The organism is Colwellia psychrerythraea 34H, from assembly GCF_000012325.1.
In the GTDB taxonomy this organism is placed as follows: domain Bacteria; phylum Pseudomonadota; class Gammaproteobacteria; order Enterobacterales; family Alteromonadaceae; genus Colwellia; species Colwellia psychrerythraea_A.
Genome location: NC_003910.7, coordinates 4,681,229 through 4,699,713 on the forward strand (window position 1 = coordinate 4,681,229; position 18,485 = coordinate 4,699,713).

The 18,485-nt window shown below is 37.5% G+C and carries 17 protein-coding genes; 9 read left to right on the plus strand and 8 right to left on the minus strand.

What is annotated here, in order from left to right; translation table 11 throughout:
• The first annotated feature begins 147 nt into the window (after nt 1–147).
• Both CPS_RS19915 and CPS_RS23035 read left to right on the plus strand, forming a co-directional pair.
• Entirely contained in the window at nt 148–630 is a 483-nt protein-coding gene (locus CPS_RS19915) for a pilin (RefSeq protein WP_011045173.1), read from the plus strand.
• A 127-nt stretch (nt 631–757) separates the two neighbouring features.
• Nucleotides 758–1,456, plus strand: a complete 699-nt coding sequence (locus CPS_RS23035) for a hypothetical protein (RefSeq protein ID WP_049757942.1) — start codon at nt 758–760, stop codon at nt 1,454–1,456.
• A 91-nt stretch (nt 1,457–1,547) separates the two neighbouring features.
• Here CPS_RS23035 and CPS_RS19925 read toward each other — a convergent pair whose 3' ends face one another.
• On the minus strand, nt 1,548–2,258 hold the full coding sequence (locus tag CPS_RS19925) for a transposase (RefSeq protein ID WP_011045175.1): 711 nt from the start codon (nt 2,256–2,258) through the stop codon (nt 1,548–1,550).
• A 338-nt stretch (nt 2,259–2,596) separates the two neighbouring features.
• Here CPS_RS19925 and pilB point away from each other — a divergent pair, with 338 nt between their 5' ends.
• From pilB to yacG, 6 genes are all read left to right on the plus strand, one after another.
• A complete protein-coding gene (gene pilB, locus CPS_RS19930) occupies nt 2,597–4,297 on the plus strand; it encodes a type IV-A pilus assembly ATPase PilB (protein ID WP_011045176.1) in 1,701 nt (566 codons plus the stop codon).
• 118 nt (nt 4,298–4,415) lie between these two features.
• Nucleotides 4,416–5,675, plus strand: coding sequence for a type II secretion system F family protein (locus CPS_RS19935; RefSeq protein ID WP_011045177.1), 1,260 nt, complete (start codon nt 4,416–4,418; stop codon nt 5,673–5,675).
• A gap of 107 nt (nt 5,676–5,782) precedes the next feature.
• The gene (locus CPS_RS19940) at nt 5,783–6,688 is read left to right on the plus strand and encodes a prepilin peptidase (protein WP_011045178.1); all 906 of its coding nucleotides are present in this window, start codon (nt 5,783–5,785) and stop codon (nt 6,686–6,688) included.
• A 317-nt stretch (nt 6,689–7,005) separates the two neighbouring features.
• Nucleotides 7,006–7,614, plus strand: coding sequence for a dephospho-CoA kinase (gene coaE / locus CPS_RS19945; RefSeq protein WP_011045179.1), 609 nt, complete (start codon nt 7,006–7,008; stop codon nt 7,612–7,614).
• 60 nt (nt 7,615–7,674) lie between these two features.
• Nucleotides 7,675–8,427, plus strand: coding sequence for a cell division protein ZapD (gene zapD / locus CPS_RS19950; protein WP_011045180.1), 753 nt, complete (start codon nt 7,675–7,677; stop codon nt 8,425–8,427).
• Nucleotides 8,428–8,535: 108 nt separating this feature from the next.
• Entirely contained in the window at nt 8,536–8,772 is a 237-nt protein-coding gene (yacG, locus tag CPS_RS19955; protein WP_011045181.1) for a DNA gyrase inhibitor YacG, read from the plus strand.
• Nucleotides 8,773–8,798: 26 nt separating this feature from the next.
• Here the strand turns inward: yacG and mutT are convergent, their stop codons facing one another.
• The 3 genes from mutT to CPS_RS19975 all read right to left on the minus strand — a co-directional run bounded on the left by mutT (nt 8,799) and on the right by CPS_RS19975 (nt 13,236).
• Nucleotides 8,799–9,233: an 8-oxo-dGTP diphosphatase MutT gene (mutT, locus tag CPS_RS19960; RefSeq protein ID WP_011045182.1), complete on the minus strand. Its 435-nt coding sequence runs from the start codon at nt 9,231–9,233 to the stop codon at nt 8,799–8,801.
• Nucleotides 9,234–9,567: 334 nt separating this feature from the next.
• Nucleotides 9,568–12,249 (minus strand): preprotein translocase subunit SecA, encoded by a 2,682-nt coding sequence (secA, locus tag CPS_RS19970; RefSeq protein WP_011045183.1) that lies wholly within the window; start codon nt 12,247–12,249, stop codon nt 9,568–9,570.
• A 90-nt stretch (nt 12,250–12,339) separates the two neighbouring features.
• Nucleotides 12,340–13,236, minus strand: a complete 897-nt coding sequence (locus tag CPS_RS19975) for a M23 family metallopeptidase (RefSeq protein WP_011045184.1) — start codon at nt 13,234–13,236, stop codon at nt 12,340–12,342.
• A gap of 69 nt (nt 13,237–13,305) precedes the next feature.
• Between CPS_RS19975 and CPS_RS19980 the strand changes: the two genes are divergently transcribed.
• A complete protein-coding gene (locus tag CPS_RS19980; protein ID WP_011045185.1) occupies nt 13,306–13,812 on the plus strand; it encodes a DUF721 domain-containing protein in 507 nt (168 codons plus the stop codon).
• A gap of 69 nt (nt 13,813–13,881) precedes the next feature.
• Here the strand turns inward: CPS_RS19980 and lpxC are convergent, their stop codons facing one another.
• From lpxC to CPS_RS20000, 4 genes are all read right to left on the minus strand, one after another.
• A complete protein-coding gene (gene lpxC, locus CPS_RS19985; RefSeq protein WP_011045186.1) occupies nt 13,882–14,799 on the minus strand; it encodes a UDP-3-O-acyl-N-acetylglucosamine deacetylase in 918 nt (305 codons plus the stop codon).
• A 274-nt stretch (nt 14,800–15,073) separates the two neighbouring features.
• Complete coding sequence (gene ftsZ / locus CPS_RS19990; RefSeq protein ID WP_011045188.1) at nt 15,074–16,234, minus strand: cell division protein FtsZ; 1,161 nt, start codon at nt 16,232–16,234, stop codon at nt 15,074–15,076.
• 125 nt (nt 16,235–16,359) lie between these two features.
• Nucleotides 16,360–17,595: a cell division protein FtsA gene (gene ftsA / locus CPS_RS19995; protein WP_011045190.1), complete on the minus strand. Its 1,236-nt coding sequence runs from the start codon at nt 17,593–17,595 to the stop codon at nt 16,360–16,362.
• A gap of 21 nt (nt 17,596–17,616) precedes the next feature.
• Complete coding sequence (locus CPS_RS20000) at nt 17,617–18,477, minus strand: cell division protein FtsQ/DivIB (protein WP_011045191.1); 861 nt, start codon at nt 18,475–18,477, stop codon at nt 17,617–17,619.
• Nucleotides 18,478–18,485 lie beyond the last annotated feature (8 nt).

Genomic DNA, 18,485 nt, shown 5'->3' on the forward strand with positions numbered 1-18,485 from the left:
AATATTCAGTTAACAATAGGTTATAAAACAACCACCTAGTGGTTGACCAGAAATAAAAATAAAAAAAATTGCAACAAAGTTTTACATTTATTAAATTTTGTCGCAGTATGAAGCCAGCCCCCGTAAAAACTAAATGGAACTATAAATATGAAAAACTTACAAAATATGAAAAAAAGTGTACAAAAAGGTTTTACGTTAATTGAATTAATGATCGTTGTCGCGATTATCGGTATTTTAGCAGCCGTGGCGTTACCTGCTTACAAAACTTATGCGGATAAAGCTAAGTTTACTGAAGTAGTATTATCTGCAACTGCAGCAAAAACAGCAGTTGATCTTTGTATTCAAACAGGTAAGGGCGGTTTAGTATCGAGTACTACTCCTGCTACTATGCTTCTTGAGGCAGCTAAGTGTGAGACTATACCTGACGTTACTGGTTGGTCTCAATCTGGCATGGTAACATCAGTTAAAATTTCCGGTACCACTCTTGTCGGTCCTTACTTAGTTACTGTGATTCCAGCAGTACAAGGTAGCTTCGATGCTACCCACACGTATGTATTGACCGCAACAGTTGGCAATGGTACAGCTGTTTGGAATCATAGTGGTGGTTGTGTAGCTGCAGGATATTGTTAATACTGTTTAATACTGTTTAATATAATATCAAACATAAAAAAGCTCCTTCGGGAGCTTTTTTATGGCTTATTTACTTTCAACAAACTTTACCTATCACCTAGTTATCCCTTACATAAAGAGTTTTATTATGGACCCGTTAAAAAAACGCTTTTTTAGATATCACCTTACGGCTAGCTTAATTATTATATTACTGGTTAGTGCTATATGTCAGTTTCTGTGGTTTCCACAACCGTTTTTACAACTTGATGGTACTTGGATGGCGCTACTGATGTTAGCTGGCGTTGATATTATAATAGGCCCATTATTAACATTATTATTAGTTTCAAGTAAAAAATCAAAGCGAGAGTTGAGCCTAGATATGGCCGTTATTGTTATTATTCAAATATCGGCGTTAACTTATGGTTTAATGCAAATAGAAAAAGAGCGTTTAATTGCCTTAGTGCATTATGATGGTGTATTTCACTTAGTACCCCAAAAAATTCTAGCTGAACCGTTGAACAGCGCAAAAATCATACCCACACTAAACTTATATCAGGGTATTCCTTTAGTGATGATCAGCGAACAAGATGTCGATAAATACATCCAACAGACCCAAAATAAATTAGTCCCTTTTTTATACGCCTTAGAAAATTATCAAGCGATTGATATTGAAGAACTAACTAAGTTTACTTTTGATTATAAAAATTTACCGGAAGCCATTGCTAAAAGATACGGCCAAGAATATATTTTCAAGAGAATAACCGGCAAACGACGAAGTGCTGTTATTGTTTTCAATCAGGATATGCTCATTGCTGACATCCAGCTCTTGCCTAAAGCTGATAAATAGCCTTACCTTTATTAAAAAACGACGTTAAAAAAGCAAAGTTAAAATCAAAAAATCAAAAAATCAAAGGGGTCAGAGTAAATTGATTATCTGCCTAACCTTTGCTTTGCTGATACTTAATTGACTTTCTATCTCCACCTCTTGCTTTGGGCGAAACTGACACACCAAGTTGCCTCTCTATTTGCTGCTTAAATCTATCATCACCTAAAATCCAAGCTTTATTCACTGATGCTCTGATGAATGACGCTTCATCATCACTCAAGTATCGTTTACAAAATTTAAGATACGATTGCTGCCGTTTACTGGCAGAGTCACCAAGCTTTAAATAACAATCATGCTCCGTGAGTAAGCTTATTGTTTTTCCTAAAGCATGCTGATGATAACTTGACCAAGGATATAATTCAGGTCGAACAACCATTTCTGCACGTACCGGGTTGAATTCAATATACCGAGTAACTATTAAAAAATAACTATCGCTATCAACCAAGCTCGACTTATATCTACCTTCCCATAAAGTGCCTGTTCGGTGGTAAGTTTGATTTATATATCTTACATAATAACGCCCCAGTGACTGCATCATCAGGCTAACGCCATTTTCAATTCTTGGTGTGACCAATAAATGCACATGGTTTGTCATTAAAATAAAAGCATGAATTTCAACTTGATGCTTTTGGCTATATTCAAGCAGTTTATCAAGATAAACTTGATAGTTTTGGTTTTCAAAAAAGCAAGATTGGCGATTATTACCACGTTGAATCACATGTTGCGGAATGTCTTTTAAATTTAAGCGAGGTGATCTAGCCATTTTCATCCTTAAAAATATAGCCTGAACAATAAGATTAGTTCATAATAAATAAGTTTACAAAAATCAACTAACTCTGACCCCTTTGATACACTAAGATACACTAAGATACACTAATAGTGATAGAAACATTAGAGGAAAACAATCACTATATTGATAGTCAATTAAAAAATAAAATTACTGGTGACGCGATAAGACTTTATCCAGATTTTTTTAAAAAAGTACAATGAATGCATCAAATTAGAGAGGCATAATGATAATCTCTTTGTTCTTTTATTGTGTAATCAGTTACACTCAAATTAGTTACTGTTTTAAATCTACCTAAGGTTATCACTAAAGTTATGAAAGGAAATCACCAACAAGCTAGTCTGCTATCGGCATTATCAAAGCAGAACCTTATTCCTTTAGAATCAATAGATGATATTACGGCTGATTTCATCGGTAAAAAAATACCTTTCATTCGTTTTTTGATTGAAGACAAAAGTATTGATGGAAATAGTATTGCTAAAGTACTTTCTAAAAGCTTTGGCCACCCACTAATTCAACTTAGTAACTTCGATACCAGCTTGGTACCTGAAGGTGTTCGTAATGAAAAACTGATCACTAAACATAATGCATTGCCACTATATTTACGTGGCAAAGTACTGTTTATTGCCATGTCAGACCCGACTAATTTAGATGCCTTAGAAGAAATACAGTTTAATACCGGTTACAGCACTGAGCTAGTATTATGTGATGAGAAGAGCTTACAAACTTGTATTGAAAAAGTACTCGAAGATGAAAGTGCTGCATTAGATATAAGTGACATCGATGCAGATGAGTTAGCGGGTATTGATGTTGAAGAGTCAAGAAAAGAAGACGCTAACGCTAACGGTGAAGATGATGCACCTATCGTTGTTTTCATCAATAAAATATTACTCGATGCTATAAAGAAAGGGGCTTCAGATTTACATTTTGAACCTTATGAAAAGTCATTTCGTATTCGCTTTCGTATTGATGGTATTTTATCTGAAATAGCTAGACCACCAGTAAGCCTCTCTTCAAGAATGGCAGCCCGCTTGAAAGTGATGTCTAAATTGGATATTGCCGAACGTCGTGTTCCACAAGATGGTCGAATTAAGTTGGCACTATCCAAGAAAAAGTCGATCGATTTTCGTGTCAGTACTTTACCCACCATGTGGGGTGAAAAAGTCGTAATGCGCATATTAGATTCATCAAGTGCTATGCTGGGTATAGATATGCTGGGTTATGAACCCGCTCAGAAAAAAATATACATGGAAGCATTAGAACAACCGCAAGGTATGATTTTAGTTACTGGACCAACAGGTTCAGGTAAAACGGTATCGCTTTATACCGGATTAAATATATTAAACACACAAGAACGTAATATATCTACAGCGGAAGACCCTGTCGAAATTAACCTTGAAGGCATCAACCAAGTACAAATCAATAATCGTGCCGGTTTAACTTTCCCAAGTGCATTGCGCTCGTTTTTACGACAAGATCCAGATATTGTCATGGTGGGGGAAATTCGGGATTTAGAAACCGCTGAAATTTCGATAAAAGCCGCACAAACTGGCCACTTAGTATTATCAACCCTGCATACTAACTCTGCTGCTGAAACGCTTACTCGTTTACTTAATATGGGGGTTCCTTCCTATAATGTTGCCAGCTCTGTCTCTATTATTATTGCTCAACGTTTGGCAAGACGATTATGCCCGCAGTGTAAGGAGGAAGAGCCTCTTTCTGAAATGCTATTAGCCGAACAAGGTTTTCCTGCTGATAAATTAGCTGACATAAAGTTATTTAAACCTATAGGCTGTACTCATTGCACTGGAGGCTATAAAGGCCGCGTGGGTATTTACGAAGTGATTAAAATTAGCCCGACTATTGCTTCTATTATCATGGAAGGTGGCAACTCTCTTGATATAGCGAAGCAATGCCAAAAGGAGGGGTATAACAACTTGCGTCAATCAGGTTTATTAAAAGCAATGAGCGGTATGACAAGTTTAGAAGAAATTAACCGAGTAACTAGCGCTTAACGTAAGTTTCGTTTAACTTACTTATACTTAAAGAAATAATTCACCTATTTATTAGATAATACTTTACCAGCTCCAATGTTAAGGCGAGAGTAAAGTGATTCATGGACCAGGGTTAACTATGGCTATCACAACAAAAAAAAAATCAGCTAAAGATAGAACTAAAGTTAAAGAGCAAGATGTCTTTGTTTGGCATGGGGTTAACCGTAAAGGAAAAAAAATTAGTGGTGAACTTTCTGCTAAGAGTATTATTGAGCTAAAAAATCAGCTGCGTAAACAAGGCATAGTACCAAGTCGTGTTAAGAAAAAAGCTAAACCATTATTTGGTTTAGGTAGCGGAGATAAAGCAATAACTCCTATGGACATTGCTGTTATTACCAGACAAATAGCCACTATGTTAGGTGCTGGTGTTCCGCTAGTTCAGACTATTGAAATGATAGGCAAGGGGCATAATAACGGTAAGATGCGCATGCTTCTTGGAGATATCGCCACTAAACTTTCTTCTGGTATCCCTTTATCAGACTGTTTACGTGATCACCCACTCTATTTCGATGACCTTTATTGTGATTTAGTCGCCTCTGGGGAGCAATCAGGTGCACTAGAAACTATTTACGACCGTATTGCTACCTACAAAGAAAAAGGTGAAGCATTAAAAAGTAAAATTAAAAAAGCCATGACTTACCCTATTGCGGTGTTAGTGGTTGCCTTTATCGTAACATCAATACTGCTTATCTTTGTGGTACCTGTTTTCCAGGAGATATTTGCCAGTTTTGGCGCTGAACTCCCTGCTTTTACCCTAATGGTGATTGCTATTTCTGAATTTATGCAGGCCTATTGGTACTTTGGTTTAGCTGGACTTTATTTAGCATTTTTCTTATTTAAACGTGCCCACAGAAATAACCAAAAATTACGAGATAAGGTTGATAAAAACATACTAAAATTACCTGTTATTGGAGATTTATTAGAGAAAGCAGCCGTTGCTCGCTACGCGAGAACATTATCAACGACTTTTGCTGCAGGTGTTCCTTTAATTGATGCACTAGAGTCAGCCGCAGGTGCATCAGGCAATGCCGTATTCCGTGATGCAATATTAGAAGTACGCGCTGAGGTGTCTTCGGGAATGCAAATGAATTTAGCTATGCGTAACTGTAAAATATTCCCAGATATGGTTATACAAATGGTGGCTATTGGTGAAGAGTCTGGTGCTGTAGATGATATGTTATCAAAAGTAGCTAATGTATACGAACAGCAAGTTGATGATGCTGTTGATGGTTTAACCGCACTGTTGGAGCCGATGATTATGGCCGTATTAGGTGTCGTTATTGGTGGTTTAATTATTGCTATGTACTTACCAATATTTGAAATCGGTAAGATTGTATAAACTAAGACATAACAGTGGTGTTGTACTTGATACAACACCACTGTTAACTGACCCGTTATTCCGTCATCTATACCCCCTCTAAAGTAAATTTAAAATAGGCTACCCCATTGTTAGATAAATTTTATTCTCTCTTTAATCACATAAACATGTTATTTCAAGAACTCCCTACCTTCTTCTATATTACGGTTGCCCTAATTTCATTGGCCATAGGTAGCTTTCTTAATGTTGTCATTTATCGTACCCCTAAAATGATGGAATATACTTGGTATCATGACTGCCGAGAGTTTCTAGCCGATGAGGTTGCTAATGTTAAGGCAAAAAGACTTACTAAAATCACCCTATCTAAACCTGACTCTACCTGCCCTAACTGTGATCATAAAATTCGATTTTATGAAAACATCCCTGTATTAAGTTGGTTATTACTAAAGGGGAAGTGTAGCCAGTGCACTAATAATATTTCAGCTCGTTATCCTATAATCGAACTTTCTACCATGGTGCTAAGTCTTATTGTTGCTCAACATTTTGGTGCAACAATATCTACATTGTGGGTTTTGTTACTCACTTGGTGTTTGATTACACTTACCATGATAGATTTTGATCACATGTTATTACCTGATCAAATTACACTGCCACTTTTATGGTTAGGTTTACTAATAAACATAAATGGAACTTTTATCCCATTACCCGATGCTGTCATTGGAGCAGCCGTTGGTTACATGAGCCTATTCTCTGTCTTTTGGCTCTTTAAAGTAATAACAGGTAAAGAGGGCATGGGTTATGGCGACTTTAAATTGTTCGCTGTTTTTGGTGCTTGGATCGGTTGGCAATTACTTCCTATTCTAATTTTAATGGCATCAGTTGTTGGCGCAATTGTTGGTATTACTTTAATGTTATTCAAAAACCATCAAAGAGAGCAAGGCATCCCTTTTGGCCCATATTTAGCAGTAGCTGGTTGGATAACTTTATTATGGGGTGATGGTATTTGGTCATGGTATTTACAAAAAATTCTTTAATTCACAAGTTAAGTTATAATACCATTCCATATAAAGAAGTGAGCACTTAGAATAGCATGGGCGACATAAGAGCAAACAAAATGTGAGTAGATATAGTTATTCTACATCAAACAAATTTTGTGCAGTTATCATGGTGTCCATGCGTTCCCGAAGGGCGAGTTTTAAAGGCTTATATGCCGCGTTATTGATTTTGACAAGGGAATTACCATTCTCTGCAATCAATGTCTTGCCTCTAAGCCTTTAAACTCTCGCTAAGCGATCCCTTTCTTATACGGATTGGTATAAGTTACACTCAATATGTCTGGATTATTTTAATTATGTCTAAACTAGTTATTGGTCTTACTGGCGGAATAGGTAGTGGTAAAACCACAATTACTAATTACTTTCTAGCGTTGGGTGTTGAAATTATTGATGCTGATATTATCGCTAGAGAAGTTGTTGCAATTAACAGCCCTGCATTAAAAGCAATTGCCAAGCACTTCGGTGATGACTATATTCAAGCTGATGGTCAGCTCAACAGACCATTATTACGAAATAGAATTTTTAGCAATAAAGCCGATAAGCTTTGGTTGAATAAGTTATTGCACCCCTTAATTCGCGTTAATATTGTGACGCAGACTAAAGAAGCTAAAAGCCCGTATTGTATTTTAGTTGCCCCTTTACTCATTGAAAATAACCTACTTGAATTAGTTGATCGTGTATTAATCGTTGATGTGAATGAATCAACTCAGATAACACGCACCCTAGTACGAGATAGTAGTTCTGAACAAGAGATCAAAGCGATAATAGCAAGTCAGACAAGTCGTGCTGCCAGAGTAAATGTTGCCGATGATATTATTAACAATGATGATTCGCCTTTGTCAGAAATCAAAGAGGCTGTTCTATCGCTTGATAAAAAGTATTTAACCTTGACAAAAATGGTTTAAAAATCAACAATGAAATAGTTATTTATTTACATTTTTGGTTAACTGGTTACAAAACTTTGTATGTCTACGGTCTTATATGAACATCCGCTCAATGAGCGAATACGAAACTACCTAAAACTTGAGCAACTCTTCGCTCAGGCCTACTCATGCCTTAGTGGTGATCTTAGTATACTGACTAGCCATCAAGTTTTTTTTAATGCCCTATTTTCCATCTTAGATACCTTAGAACGAAATGATACCCGTGGTGATTTAATTAAAGATTTAGAGAAGCTAGAGCAAAATCTTGTTGTTTGGTCAAAAGTTCCTGACGTAGATACCAGTGCTCTTCAAAAGAATTTGTCTGAAACGGTTAAATTAGTTAGTCACTTGAGAATTCCACGACCCACTTGGTGGTTGTTAAAAGAAGATAAATTACTTTCTTGCTTAAAACAACGTTTTGCCATTCAGGGTGGAAGCTCTAGTTTTGACTTGCCACAATTGCACTTCTGGCTTCACCAAAATGAAGTACAAACGAAACAAGAAGTTCAGCAATGGCTCAATCTATTAAGTGATATATCATCTGCTCTTGCAATAGTGCTTAAATTTATCCGACTGCGCGCTGAGTTTGAGTTAATAGAAGTGGATAGTGGCTTTTATCAAGATAACGGTGAAGGGCTTTTATTATTGCGAATAAAGTTAGCTAAGGATGCCGCATACTATCCAACAGTTAGTGGTAACAAGTTCCGCTATTCCATCCGCTTTATGTTGCCTTGTCAACATACTGGTCGCAGGTACGCTAACCAAGCAACTGTATTTCAATTAGCTCGCTGCTAACCGATTACCTTATACTGCTCTATATACACTACCAGCCTACAAATGATTCCATGCAACTAGCTTTCGTGTATAATTAGTAACACTTTAAAATTTAAATAATATACGACCATGACCTTAAAAGTTCCTTGTCCACAATGTCAAAAAACTGTTGTATGGCAAGCAAGTAGCGAATTTAGACCTTTCTGTAGTAAACGCTGTCAGCTCATTGATCTTGGAGAATGGGCAGAAGAAAGTCATAAAATCAGCCAAAACATTCAAGTTGATACTGTTTTATCAGAAGAAATGTTGGATGCGATGGAAGATGAATTTTTACTTAACAACAAATTTTTTGTTGAGCCCGAATAAACCATAGCTGAACTAGAAAGGCCTCACTAGAGAGACCTTTCTACTAGCTTATCAATAATGGTTTTATTTGCTTCTGGAAAGTCTAGCTTCTCAAGCTCATTTAAAGTATACCAGCCCTGGCCTTGCCCCTCTTGTGCACTTGGTTCACCCGTAAAGTTATCAACGATAAAAACATCCAAACAAACACTCTTATCTCCTTTTTCGTCTCCCTCTTTACTTCGGTATGTATGCTCAATTTTAATGAGTGGCTGACAAGATAACACGTCAATCGCTACTTCCTCTTTAAGCTCCCTAGCAAGTGCTTGAGCAACTGTTTCGTTGTTTTCCACTTTACCACCTGGAAACTCCCATTTTCCGCCTTGATGGGCCTTTTCTAGTCGCTTAGTTAAGAAATATTGACAAGCTTCATCTTCACTTGCCCTTGTGATAACTCCTACCGCAACGTGCACAACTTTACTCATAAATTCACTTCTTTATATACCCGTTCTACTTGAATATGCATGATTCAGCTGGAATTAGAAATGCCTTTATGCAAGGCATTGATTGAAGAGAATGGTTATTCCCTGCTCAAAATCAATAACGTAGCATAATGCATTTCTAAACCAGCCCCTTGGGGGAGGCTGAGCAAATCATACTCTGCGTTGCATTTCTTTTTAAGGGAGTAACCCTTAATAAAAAAATGCGCCTTTATTATGAATCGCTCAGACTCCCTGAAATGAGCATATTCAAGTGGAGCGGGTATACAATAAAAATGCCAGTCATAAGACTGGCATTTATTAATAACATGGCTAGCAACTAGGCAAGCTTGCCATGACATTGTTTATACTTTTTACCTGAGCCACATGGACAAGGTTCATTACGACCCACGCGAGGAGTTTGTGCTTGCTCACTAGGGCTTGATGCTGATTGGTGCTGGAAATCCATTGGTACTTCTTCAGACTTTCTATGCTGCTCTTCTACCGCTTCAACATCAGACTCAGCACGAATTTGTACTTTAGATAAAATACCTACAACGTCATACTTTAAGTTATCTAACATTTCAGTAAATAACTCAAATGATTCACGCTTGAATTCTTGTTTAGGATTCTTTTGTGCGTGAGCTCGTAACCCGATACCTTGACGCAGGTGATCCATGGCTGATAAATGCTCTTTCCAATGTGAATCTAAGCTTTGTAACATCACTGCTTTTTCAAACTGACGTAAAACATCTACGCCAACAGCTTCTTCTTTATCTTTATAAGCTTGTTCAAACTCAGTAATGATCTTTTCGCGCAAGCTTTCTTCATGAAGTTTACTATCATCTTCAAGCCATTTAGCGATGGTCAGTTCAGTTGCATACTCACCCTTTAATTGTTCTTCAAGGCCTTCGATATCCCACATTTCGTCTAATGATTGACGCGGAATGTGCTGATCGATTACACCATTAATCACATCACTGCGAATTGCTTCAACAACTGAACCAATTTCTTCATTATCAAGTAACTCATTACGTTGCTCATAGATAACACCACGTTGATCATTAGCAACATCATCATATTCTAATAATTGCTTACGCATATCAAAGTTACGACCTTCAACTTTACGCTGTGCATTTTCAATACTACGAGTAACCCAAGGGTGCTCAATAGCCTCACCCTTTTCCATGCCTAACTTACGCATCATATTTGAAATACGTTCTGAGGCAAATATACGCATCAATGAATCTTCCATTGATAGGTAAAAACGCGTTGAACCTTCATCACCTTGTCGACCTGAGCGTCCACGAAGTTGATTATCGATTCGTCTAGACTCATGACGTTCTGTAGCAACTATATGTAAACCACCCAACTCAAGTACACGTTCATGGTCAATTTTCCACTGCGCTTTAGCTTTAGCGATATCATCTTCGCTAGGGTTAGTTAATTTAGCGATAGTGGCATCTAAATTGCCACCTAAAACGATATCAGTACCACGGCCAGCCATATTAGTCGCTATTGTTACTGCATTTTCTTTACCTGCATCAGCGACAATTTCAGCTTCTTGCTGATGAAATTTAGCATTAAGTACTTTGTGCTTAATTTTTGCTTTTTTCAAGAAATCAGATAAGAACTCAGAAGTTTCAATCGCAATAGTGCCGACAAGAACAGGCTGCCCTCGTTTCACGCAATCTTGTATATCAGCTAAAATAGCTTCAAATTTTTCTTCTGTAGTTAAGTAAATCAAATCAGACAAATCTTTACGAACCATTGGCTGGTTAGTAGGAATAATAACAGTCTCTAGACCATAGATATGATTGAATTCGAAAGCCTCTGTATCTGCTGTTCCGGTCATGCCAGATAATTTTTCATAAATTCTGAAATAATTTTGAAAGGTGATAGAAGCTAGCGTCTGATTTTCATTTTGAATATTAACGCCTTCTTTGGCTTCTACTGCCTGATGGAGACCTTCAGACCAACGTCGACCTTCCATTGTTCGACCCGTATGCTCATCGACAATAACTATCTCATCATCTTTTACGATATAATCGACATCTTTTTGAAACAATTTATGAGCACGAAGTGCTGCCATAACATGGTGTAATAACGTTATATTGGCCGCTGAAAATAAAGTATCACCCGCAGTGAGTAACTCTTTTTCAACCATGATCTCTTCAATATGAATTTGACCACGCTCTGTTAAATAAACTTGCTTGGCTTTTTCATCAATAGTGAAATCACCCGTGCTTTCTTCACCTTCTTTATCTTCTTCTTCTTGCTGTTCAAGCGTCGGTACTAAAGTATTAATTATCTTATAAAGTGCAGAGCTATCTTCAGCTTGACCTGAAATAATCAGTGGCGTTCTAGCTTCATCAATTAGGATTGAATCTACTTCATCTATAATGGCAAAGTGTAGTGGTTTTTGAGAGCGCTCTTGCGGTGAGAACACCATATTGTCACGTAAATAATCAAAACCAAATTCATTATTTGTGCCGTAGGTGATATCTGATTGATAGGCAGCTTGTTTATCTTGAGTTGTCATTCCGGCAACATTACAGCCAACAGTTAAGCCAAGAAATTCAAATAAAGGACGACTCCAATCTGCATCACGAGTAGCTAAGTAATCATTGACAGTAATAACGTGAACACCTTTATCGGTTAACGCATTAAGGTATGACGGCAAAGTTGCCGTTAATGTTTTACCTTCACCAGTACGCATTTCGGCAATCTTGCCTTCATTTAGTACCATGCCACCAATCATTTGCACATCGAAATGACGCATGCCAAACACTCGTTTACTGGCTTCTCTAACGACAGCAAAAGCTTCAACTAACAATTGTTCTACTGTTTCGCCTTGAGTAAATCGTTCCTTAAACTCTGTGGTTTTGGCTTTTAATTCTTCATCACTTAACGCTTCTAATACCGGTTCAAGTGCATTTATTTTAGTTACTTCTTTGCTCATTTGTTTTAGTAATCTATCATTTCGACTACCAAACATTTTTGTTAACAAATTTCCAAACATCTTATTTAAACCATTTAGTGAGAATTATTAGTAGCTACGTTCGCCACCTTTCGTGAATGTATAATGATAACCGCTTAATGTCTTTGTCGGTTATTTCCCTTTGCGATAAACAAATTTAATTGGATTAATTTGTTTATTATTTCTTAATATTTCATAGTGAACATGCGGGCCTGTTGAGCGGCCAGTACTGCCCATACGCGCAATATTTTGCCCTTTATTTACAACATCACCAACATTTACCAGTAAATCTTTATTATGACCATAGCGAGTAGTTAATCCCCCACCGTGGTTTATTTCAATGAGTTGCCCATAGCCGTAGCGTTTACTTGCCCAAGTAACTACGCCTGAAGCAGTCGCAATAATAGCGGTATTTTCTTTCCCAGCAAAATCAACGCCTTTGTGCATTGTAGGTTTACCATTAAATGGGTCTTTACGTACGCCATAATATGAAGATAACCAGCCTTTAGTTATCGGTCTACCTGATAAGTAGCCATTATTTTGTATATGGTGACCAAAAGTCAAAGATTCAAGCATTAGAAGCTGTTTTTCTTCATAATTTATCTCACTTTCAAAACGCTCAATTTCAATAAAGAGTTGTTCTAGTGTTTTATCATTCACTAAAAAAGTATTCGAAGCTGGCCCACCGCTAGCGGGGAGCTGGTTGAAGTTAAATTCTTTTTCAGGAATGCTAGCATCATCAGCCAAACGATCACCCAAAGCATTTAAACGTAATACTTGGCTTTGTAATTCAGCTAATTTAATTGTTAGTGCGGTAATTTGTTGATCTTTCACCTGAATCGGAGCTAGATGATTTTGAGATAAAACTTGGTACTTATCGCCATTAGGTTGTGATTTATTACTGGCAATCAGATGAACAATTAACCCAGAAATTAGTGCAAAGGCACATACCGCTGACAACCAATGCAATTTAGTAAGCCGCATTGAAAATCGGACGTTCTTTCCTCGGTATAGTAGTGTTAAACTCATAGGTATCTATTTCGGTTAATTTATTCAATAAGCATTATTATTGAATTTTGCTAATTTTTGGTGACAACAATGGCTAGAAAATCAAAAGTCCCTATTAATATGTCAGCGCTATTGCAAACAACGACTGGCACTTTGGCACATATTCAGACAAAAACCAACTCTTTGACCATCTTAGCGGACATTGTACGGCAAATTTGCCCTGATTTGCCAGCAGATGCTTGGCATATTGCAAATTGCCGAAAAGATACTCTAATTATAGAAGTGAAGTCTCCTGTTTGGGGACAAAGATTACAGTTTGAACGCAATACTATTTGTAATGCATTAACGAGTAGCACTGAAGGTAACTTTCATAAAATAGAAATTAAAGTCAATCCACAGGGCTTTCGCCAGCAACGCCACGAAGTTACCGAAAAAACACGCGCTGATCTTTTACAATCAGTACCTGTAAGATCTCCCCAAAGTAATACTGTTGTTAACGAGAAAACCGCTAAGCAGTTTTTAGAGATCGCAAAAAATGCCCCTAAAGGCTTAAAAGAAAAATTAGAGAAATTAGCACGGGTTGCAGGAAGAAAGTAAGCTGGGCAACAAATTAAAATATGCGAACACTCTTAAAGCAATGTCCGCATTTCGTGAAGCGTGGAAGATTTAAAATGCAGTGGCGTTAACTTCTTGATATTCTATCGGTGAAGTTTTATCACCTTCATAGGTTACCCATTCCCAGGAATCAGTCCGTTTAAAGACTTCTCTAAGCAACAGGTTATTTAAACCATGGCCTGATTTAAAAGCGTTTAATTCACCCAAAATACTGGCACTGCCCATATAAAGATCACCAATAGCATCAAGTATTTTATGCTTTACAAATTCATCATCATAACGCAATTCATTTTTATTAAGCATTCTATAATTATCAAGTACTATGGCATTTTCTAAACTGCCACCCAACGCCAAATTATGAGAGCGTAAGAACTCAATGTCTTTCATAAAACCAAAGGTTCTAGCACGACTAATTTCTTTAATAAAAGAACAACTAGAAAAGTCCATACTCATGGTTTGACAAGTTTTCTCAATAACGGGGTGTTCAAATTCAATAGAAAAATTGACCCTAAAACCTTCATAAGGCAATAACTCTGCCCATTTATCGCCTTCTTCAACACGAATAGGTTTCTTAATACGCAAAAAGCGTTTTGGCGCATTTAATGTCTCAATACCTACCGATTGAATTAAGTAAACAAAAGGTAAGGCACTACCATCCATAATAGGAATTTCAGCTGAATCCACATCAATAATTAAATTATCGATGCCTAAACCTGCAACAGCTGAAAGTAAATGCTCAACTGTTGAAACCTTAACTTGCTGTTCATTAACTAAACAGGTACATAACGTTGTTTCGCCCACAGCTTCTGGTGACGCTTTGATATCAACCACAGGGTCAAGATCAACACGACGGAAAACAATACCGGTGTTTGCTGGCGCAGGACGGAGAGTAACCTGCACTTTTTCACCTTTATGTAAACCAACACCTACTGTTGAAACACTCGTTTTTAATGTACGTTGCTTAATCATATCAGCCTCGCTTACTTTGCTTTTTATTGGTTAATAAATGCAATTGCTTTTATAAATATTTTACTTAGCGCGAGGCCAAATAAAGTCATTTACATGCAGCATTTTACCCCATTATTAAAATGAACTACCTACCTACTCCCTATTAAATCTAAGCATAGATTTAGGAATAAAAGTAGCTAAGCTCTTTTCAGGGCGCATAATATATCAAAAAAAAGCGCTAAAATCAAAAATACCAATAACAGTTAAACTTAATTCAGATCTAATACCTAGAGAATTAATCCGCTTGCTTACGTAAAAAAGCAGGAATATCTAAATAAGTATCTAAGTCGGTTGCTGCTGCTTTCTGCGCATTGCTATCAGTCATAGCTATTGCTTCAGTCGCTAAATTTGCCTGTGGTGCAGCTGGTGTATAATCCCCACCGACAACTTTTGCTTCAGCCATTGGCATAGGATTTACTAACGTAATATCAGGCTTACTTTCAGCGCCAATACCCGTAGCAACAACAGTCACACGAAGCTCATCTGTCATATCCATATCAATAACAGCACCAACAACAACAGTCGCATTTTCAGAAGCGAAAGCTTTAACGGCATTACCAACAGTTTCAAACTCATCGATACTAATATCCATACCTGCGGTAATATTAACTAAGATCCCGCGTGCACCAGCTAAATCCACATCCTCTAATAAAGGACTTGAAATAGCAGCATCAGCAGCTTCTTGTGCTCTATCATCGCCAGAAGCAGTACCAGAACCCATCATGGCAGTACCCATCTCAGACATAACGGTACGTACATCAGCAAAATCGACATTTATCAAACCAGGACGAGTAATTAATTCTGCAATACCCTGAACGGCGCCAAGTAGCACGTTATTTGCTGCTTTAAAGGCATCTAATAAGCTTGTTCCAGGGCCAAGTACTTTCAGTAACTTTTCGTTAGGAATAGTAATCAGTGAATCAACACTTTTAGATAAAAACTCAATACCTTGATCGGCATAGTTCATTCGTTTTTTACCTTCAAATGGGAACGGTTTGGTTACAACAGCAACCGTTAAAATCCCCATTTCTTTTGCAATTTCAGCAACTACAGGCGCCGCACCAGTACCGGTACCACCACCCATACCAGCTGCGATAAATATCATATCGGCACCTTGCAAGGCTTGCTTAATAGTTTCTCGATCTTCTTCAGCTGCACAACGGCCAATTTCAGGGTTTGCGCCAGCGCCTAACCCTTTAGTGACATCAGCGCCAAGCTGTAAAGTGACATCTGCAGAAGAATTACGTAACGCTTGCGAATCAGTGTTTGCTGTAACAAACTCTACACCTTCAATCGTTTGTGAAACCATGTGTTCAACGGCATTACCACCACCGCCACCAACGCCGATAACTTTAATTATCGCTTCTTCGCTATGGTCTTCCATTAATTCAAACATTTTTCTCTCTCCGTTTTACTTACAATAACTTAAAATATTTAATAAACTGTTGTTATTTGTTACTTTAATTAACAACAATTCGAGATAACTGTTATTTCCATGTAACAGCTCACCACACAATTTTTTTAAAACTCGCCCTTAAACCAGGCATGTATTCTTGACCAAAAGTCACCAACACTTTCTCGTTTTTTCGCCGAACTATTCACTTCACTCGTCGCCTGCATACCATAATGTAGAAGGCCAACAACTGTGGAGTAAGTAGGATCGTTTACATACTCTTTTAATCCTTGTACTGATAACGGATTAGCTATACGAACTGGCATTTGGAAAATTTCTTCGGCAAATTCAAGTACGCCTTCCATTTTCGCCGTACCACCTGTTAGTACATAACCGGCAGCAATTTGATCTTCTAGACCAGACTCTCTAATTTCGTCTTGAATTAACTCGAATAACTCTTGATATCTAGGTTCAACCACTTCAGATAATGTATGACGCGACATTGAACGAGCAGGACGACCACCAACACTTGGCACATCAATACTTTCTTCCATGCTAACTAATTGTTTTAAAGCACAGGCGTACTGCACCTTAATATCTTCAGCATGACTGAGTGGTGTTCTAAATATTTTAGAAATATCACTAGTTACCTGATTGCCTGCTACAGGTATTACCGCGGTATGTCGTAAAGTGCCACCAGTAAAGACTGAGATATCCATTGTGCCTGCGCCCATATCAACAACACACACACCTAATTCTTTTTCATCGTCGGTTAACACTGCATAACTTGAAGCTAATGCCGAGAAAATCAGTTGATCAGCGGTCAAATCACAGCGTTCGACACATTTAACTAAGTTCTTAGCCATGTCATTGGCACAAGTAACGATATGAACTTTAGCTTCCATACGTACACCAGACATACCTATCGGACTTTTAATACCGTCTTGACAATCAATGCTGTATTCCTGCGGAAGGACATGCAGCATACGGCGTTCGGCAGAAATAGGTACTGAACGCGCGGTATGAATTACATTATCGACATCTTCTTGAATAACTTCTTTGTCATTAATTGGCACCATGCCATTTTCATTTTGGCAACTAATATGCTTTCCTGAAATGCCTAAATAGATTGAGCTTATTTGGCAATCAGCCATCAATTCAGCTTCATTAATGGCGCGTTGTATTGCTTGAATAACTAAATTCAAGTCGTTAACACCGCCTTTATCCATACCACGAGCAGGTTGATTACCAACACCAATAATACTCAATTGGTTGTCTGGCGTAATCTCTCCTACTGCGACAGATATTTTGGAGGTGCCTATATCAAGGCCAACCACTAATTTTCGTTCTGCTGCTTTAGACATTTAACTTAAACTCTTAACTAATTATGTTAATTTAGGGTGATTTTTATTGTTATTTTTTTGCAATTTACTTTGTGTCTTATGTTGGGTAATACTATCTACAGTTTTCCAACCAACAGCCAATCCCGTATCATACCGCAAATCGATGTAATCAACCGCCTGATTTTGCTGTTTTTCTGCAATTTTTTTTGCCTTTAGCTGTGCTTTAATTATTGGATAAACATCCATAAACCGTTGAATACGTTCAACTCGCTCTTCACGACCTAAATTTAAGGTCACGCCATCATCCAACGTTAGCTGCCAAGAAAAGCGTTCACTCAGTACTAACTCATCAATTTTTAGTGCTTTATAGTCAAGTAATGCATTGAGATCTCTATAGTTTTCTAACGCTAACAATTCGCTTCCTTCAGGACCAAAAAAGTTAGGAAGGTAATGATTAATACGTTCAATATCAGCCTGAAACACTTGACCAAGTTGATTGATCAAAAAGTCACCATTCCATAGTGCTATCGGATTTTGGTCAACCACATATATTTTCAATTCATTAGGCCACTGCTTTCTTACGGCGACTGAGTAAACCCAAGGTAAAGTCAGTACATAACTTTGTACTTCATTAACATCAACTTGAAAAAAATTCCCCATATCAACCTGATCTATCGCATTAATAATATCGCTACGCTTGCTGTAAGGCATTTCTCCAGAAACCACGATTGAAGTTACCGGTGCACTTTCTTGTCCAATAAAATGTTGAGTAAGCCAATAACTGACAGTTATTAGGCTAAACAGAACGACAATAAAAAACACCAAACCCAAACCAAAAGACAAAGTGCTGTCTTGGCCTAGTTGTGCTGTTTTATTACTATTGCCTTGCTGTTTTTTCGTCATAGTCGTTT